Origin of the sequence: Sulfitobacter sp. 1A15258 (genome assembly GCF_043557045.1) — a bacterium.
GTDB lineage: Bacteria > Pseudomonadota > Alphaproteobacteria > Rhodobacterales > Rhodobacteraceae > Sulfitobacter > Sulfitobacter faviae.
Window position 1 is genome coordinate 1 of sequence record NZ_JBIFFK010000024.1, and the last position, 5,205, is coordinate 5,205.

The 5,205-nt window shown below is 56.9% G+C and carries 3 protein-coding genes and 2 pseudogenes; 3 read left to right on the forward strand and 2 right to left on the reverse strand.

The window, feature by feature from the left end; genetic code table 11:
- Window positions 1-155: 155 nt before the first annotated feature.
- Window positions 156-451 (forward strand): annotated as a pseudogene (locus tag ACGYK9_RS19020) (DUF736 family protein); the annotation flags it as partial.
- 404 nt (window positions 452-855) lie between these two features.
- Here ACGYK9_RS19020 and ACGYK9_RS19025 read toward each other — a convergent pair.
- The gene (locus ACGYK9_RS19025; RefSeq protein WP_394386448.1) at window positions 856-1,575 is read right to left on the reverse strand and encodes a hypothetical protein; all 720 of its coding nucleotides are present in this window, start codon (window positions 1,573-1,575) and stop codon (window positions 856-858) included.
- A gap of 160 nt (window positions 1,576-1,735) precedes the next feature.
- Between ACGYK9_RS19025 and ACGYK9_RS19030 the strand changes: the two genes are divergently transcribed.
- On the forward strand, window positions 1,736-2,608 hold the full coding sequence (locus ACGYK9_RS19030) for a LysR family transcriptional regulator (RefSeq protein WP_394415234.1): 873 nt from the start codon (window positions 1,736-1,738) through the stop codon (window positions 2,606-2,608).
- A 357-nt stretch (window positions 2,609-2,965) separates the two neighbouring features.
- Window positions 2,966-4,095 (forward strand): IS3 family transposase gene (locus ACGYK9_RS19035; protein WP_394415237.1). Its coding sequence is split into 2 segments (ribosomal slippage): window positions 2,966-3,200 and window positions 3,200-4,095, totalling 1,131 coding nucleotides; the frame shifts between segments, so codons are not numbered across the junction.
- Window positions 4,096-4,132: 37 nt separating this feature from the next.
- Here ACGYK9_RS19035 and ACGYK9_RS19040 read toward each other — a convergent pair.
- Window positions 4,133-4,927, reverse strand: a pseudogene (locus ACGYK9_RS19040) (ParB/RepB/Spo0J family partition protein); the annotation flags it as partial.
- Window positions 4,928-5,205: the final 278 nt, after the last annotated feature.

Consider the following 5,205-nt stretch of genomic DNA (forward strand, 5'->3'; position numbering starts at 1 on the left):
GCCACAAACTGTCCGCCCCTGCCTATCGACAATCTCGCTCAGATGCTCACAGCATTTGGGACGACATCACATGTGTGCTGATGGCCGCTTGACCAGGGCGGTGTAGCTCCTTTTCAGCAAGATCCGATAAGTTGACGATGCCGTTCGATCTGTAGTTCATGCTGATCGAGAACGACTACAAGTCAGAAGAGACCCACCCCGATTACCGGATCGAGGTCAGATCGCCCCGTGGCAAGCCGATCCGCGTCGGCTCGGCCTGGATGGCGAAAAGCAGCCGGGAATTGGCAACGACTACCTGTCGCTGCTTATCAACACGCCCGATGGCGACCTGCGCGTCAACGCCGTGCAGAACGAAGAGCAGCGCGGCGGGCAGACCTTCTCGATCATCCCGTTCATCGACAGCGGTGAGCAATCGCAGGATGCAGGCGTGGGGCTGTCGCTGGTGGCGTGATCAACGCGCGAGATTAGACGATCTGAACAGAAAGGGGAGCCGTGGGACCACGGTTCCCCTTTTCTACGTTGGTGTGTTCTAAGAAAACGGCGGTCATTGCAGACGTTCGTGTCGCCTGCAGCCAATGCAACCGAAGAGCCCAAGGCGGTCACTACTATTTTTCGCTGCGCGCGCTCGCAGCACGAAAATTGCTGCAAGTGCCCGGTCTGGCGTGCCGCAGTGCGGCCGCAAACTCGGCCATTCGAACATCGCGCAGCGAGATTTTTATGGGCAATTCACAGGTCCCGGACGAAGCCCCAATTCGCTGCAGTTACTCGAACGGCCGCTTTAGGGTGAACCTGAATTCAAACAGCAAAGCGCCCGATGCGTTGCACCAGGCACTTCTTTCTCAAGTCATTTCAATATTACTTGATAGCGAGGATGTCGAAATTGTGGACGTTTGCCACCACACCGTCGTCCCACCCGCCTGAGACCAATTCGGAAGCCTTTTCATTCAGCAGTCCGGCGACTTGTCCGGCAAAGTGCGCTTCGCGGCCTGAGTTGTCGGCAAAGATGTCGAAGATGGCGAAGTTGTTCCCGTCAATCTGCAGCGCCGCCCAGAACAGTGTCTTGGGTTCGGTGTCCGCGACGATGGGGCCAGCTGCGGTCAGCAAGGCTGCCAGTTCGGAGCCTTTGCCTGGAGCAGCTTCGAGCTTGATGTAAGTTGCGGTCGTTGCCGTGTAGAGATCAACCGGCTCCTTCACCGACAGGACATCGGAGTTGTTGATATTCGCGACAACACCGTCGTCCCATCCCCCGGCGACCAGCGCGTCAGCGTTTTGGCTCAAGGCCGCGGCAACAGCTCCTGAGAAGTGAGCATTGCGTGCTTCTTCATCCGCGAAGATGTCAAAGATAGCGAGTGTATCGTCAGCTTGAAGTGCAAACCAAAGCACAGTGCCCGGCTCGGTTTCCTTCACAGTCGGGGCCGCTCCGGCTAGAAACTCAGCGAATGCTTCGGTCTGGCCTTCGGCGGCGGGCATGGCGATGTAGCTGGCAGTGTGATTTTCCATTGGGTTGTCCTGTGCAGTTGCAGAAGTTGTGATCAGAGCCAGTGCGGCGAGTGTCTGAAGGATTTGCGTTTTCATGGTCGTCTCCTGATTTGAAGTTCATCGTGTTTGGTTTCGATGCACTCTTGTCCCATGCCGGATGCGTCGGACTCCAATTCCGAACTTCTATTCTTTGATAGACACGAGCTATCGAAGCTGTTTTGATGGCCCGGATAGAGATGTGACGGAGAATGCGGCAATGGAAATGAACCAAATCAGGTACTTTCTCGCTGTCTGCGAGCACCGAAACTTTACCCATGCAGCCAGTGCCTCCAATGTCTCCCAACCTTCCTTGACGACTGCGATCAAGAAACTTGAAGGCGAGCTTGGAGGTGACCTGTTTGTAAGGGACCGTGCGGGATGCAGGCTTACGGCCCTCGGAAAACTCATACAGCCAAGGCTGGAGAAGATTTATGATGAAACGCGACAGGCCAAGGCAGAGGCGGTCCGTCATATGCGTTTGGAGCGGGTTCCAATCTCTGTCGGTGTCGGCGAAACGATTGGACACAGCAGAATTTCGGCAGCTATGGAGCGTATTCGTGCGCGGTTGCCGCAAGCTGAAATTGAATTGATCGTGGCATCTTCGTCTGAGCTTCTGGCCGGGTTGCGCGATGGTGATTTTGATGTCGTGGTCACAGCAGAGAAGGTTAGTGAAGACCTCTATAGAATAGACCATCTCTATGAAGAGGACTACAGAGTGGTGGTGTCAAAGTCGCATCCGTTGTCTGAACTAAATGCCATCTCCCTTTCGACGCTTGCTGAAACTGATATGCTTGACCGACCAAATTGCGAAATGCGGGATGCTTTGCATGGGACGTGTGCGGACCATGGTCACGAACTCTACGCGGCCTATCGGTCAAATCGCGTGGATTGGTTAGTTGAACTTGCTCGGCAAGGGTCAGGTGCGGTGATCTTGCCGACCACGGCAATTCCCGCAGACATGGGCCTCGTGTCGATACCCATCGACGGCCTTGAAATTTCGCGCACTGTTTCTGCCCTTCGTTATCGGCACCAAGCGACGAGACCAGAGACAAGTGATCTGATCCGTGAGATTACGCGCGCGCAGGCGTAGTGAAGTCGATAACCGACACTCGCGCATCGTGCAGCATCTGGAACACTGGGCTCTGAGCCGCCCAATGCTCGCGCAACAAAGGCTGCCAGTGTGAGTCTCTGACACCGGCCCTTCGATCAAACTGTAGGATCGTCTAATCAGCGCGGTGTTGATGATTGGGTGCGGAGGGAGGATTGGGCATATCATGCCAAGAGTCCAACTTCCAACTTCCCGCAACCACCCCGAAACGCAGAGCCTGGAACAATGGGCGGATCATTGGTCAAAAACGGCCTTTGCTGCCAAAACAGGTCTGGGTGGACCTGTCGCGGTTTGATGCCGCTCCTTTGATAGCATTTACTGCACCAAAGGAGACTGACTATGGGACTGAAACGGACGGACGAATTCCGCCAAGATGCGGTGCGTATCGCACTGACGAGTGGGCTGACGCGCAAGCAGGTGGCTGACGATCTGGGTGTTGGCATGTCGACGCTTAACAAATGGATCACCGCGCACCGAGGCACAGACGTGGTGTCGAAAGAGGATTTGAGCCTCGCCCAAGAGAATGAGCGACTTCGGCGCGAGAACCGTCTTCTCAAGGAGGAGAGGGAAATCCTAAAAAAAGCCACCCAGTTCTTTGCGGGCCTAAAGCAATGAGATTTAGGTTTGTCGAGGAACACCGGAGCCACTTCCCCGTGAACCGCTTGTGTCACGTTGTCGGTGTCAGTTCGCGCGGTTTGCGAGCATTCCGAAGCCGTCCTGCCAGCCGCAGACAGCGGTCTGATCTGGTCACCTTGGCGCACATCAAAGAACAATCCCGTCTCAGCCTGGGCAGCTATGGCAGGCCGCGCATGACAGAAGAACTGAAGGAGATCGGCCTGAATGTCGGTCACCGCCGTATGGGTCGTTTGATGCGCCAGAACGGCATATCCGTGGTGCGAACCCGTAAACACAAGGTGACGACAGACAGTGATCACAAGTTCAATATTGCGCCAAACCTGCTGGACCGGGATTTTATGGCTGACCAACCGAACCAGAAATGGGCCGGTGACATCAGCTATGTCTGGACGCGTGAGGGATGGCTGTATTTGGCTGTCATCCTCGACCTGCATTCAAGGCGCGTGATCGGCTGGGCGGTCAGCAACCGTATGAAACGAGACTTGGCAATACGGGCTTTGAAGATGGCAATTGCGTTCAGGGCACCGCCCAAGGGCTGCATCCACCATACGGATCGCGGGTCGCAATATTGTTCGCACGACTACCAGAAACTTCTGCGCCAGCACGGCTTCAAGGTGTCGATGTCTGGCAAGGGCAATTGTTACGACAATGCTGCCGTCGAGACCTTCTTCAAAACCATCAAAGCTGAACTCATTTGGCGCAGGTCATGGGAAACACGGCGGCAAGCTGAGATGGCGATCTTTGAATACATCAACGGCTTTTACAACCCAAGGCGACGCCACTCAGCATTGGGCTGGAAAAGCCCCGTCGCCTTCGAACGGAAAGTGGCTTAAACGAGCACTTGGGGCGGCACGAAAGCGGGACAGGTCCAGCCCTGAGCTTCTCGAGCAGGATGGTCTCGACGAGCGCGGCGTCTTCCAGCACGGAATGCTCTTCCAGCAGATCGGCTGCGATCGCTCCGCCGCGGGCCTCATACTCCTCGCGCACGAAGGCCCCGATATCGTCGCTGACCTGCACGCCGCGGGATTTGAGAGACTGACGGACGGTGTAGGCCTGCAGATATCCGCCATCCTTCGTGAGCGCCTCGAAGACCTCGCGTTGCGCCTCTTGGCTTGGGTGCTCGGCAAAGGCCTTCATTGTGTCGAGCGTGATCACTTTGGCCCGGGCCGCGGCGCGGATGTCGGGGTGGATAAGGCCATAGCGCAACCGGCCTTTCACGGCGGCCACCGTGGTGCCAAAGGTCTTTGCGATGGTCTCAGGCGTCTGGCCGTCGACTTCCATCATCCGGGCGAAGGCCTCGAACTCGTCAATTGCATTCATGGGGGCTTGGGTGACGTTCTCGGCGAGCGACAGGGCCGTGGTGACATCGCAATCCTCTGGCACGAGGCGGCAGTCGATCTTGGTCTTGGCGGTGAACCCCTTGGCGGCCTTGTCGGCGACCAGCTCCTTTAGCGACGCATGGCGCCGGCCGCCGGCGAGGACGGCGTATTTGCCGTCGAGTTTCTGGACGAGGAGCGGCTGGAGCACACCCAGCACAGCGATGCTGGCTTTCAGATGCGCGATGTTTTCTGGATCATAGGTTTCCGGGGAATTGCTGCGCACATTTGCGGGGTGAGCTGTCAGATCGCCGATGGCGACGGTGAGGGGGGCAAAGCTTGTGGTCATAGGATGTCCTTCCAGATGGGTAAGATGCGGCCCGCGTTCACGCGCGTGACCAATCCCCGGCTTCGGGGATCACAACGACAGAAGGCCCGCTTTGCCTTTTGAGGGGCAGCGGGCCTTCATCGTCTGGGCAGTCAGTAGGGGTGTCCCCTCCCCTACCAGTCGCGCGCCATCATGATGGTCAGCACGCGCGTGGTGGTCGTGGGGACTGTCCTGAATTTTGTGCTCTGGCGTGGTAACTGCTCTATAAGGAGACCCACGTATGAGCATCGACAAAAAGC

Coding starts and splice junctions, on each gene's coding strand:
- ACGYK9_RS19030 (WP_394415234.1), top strand. CDS start 1,736: ATGGAAATGAACCAAATCAGGTACTTTCTCGCTGTCTGCGAGCACCGA.
- ACGYK9_RS19025 (WP_394386448.1), bottom strand. CDS start 1,575: ATGAAAACGCAAATCCTTCAGACACTCGCCGCACTGGCTCTGATCACA.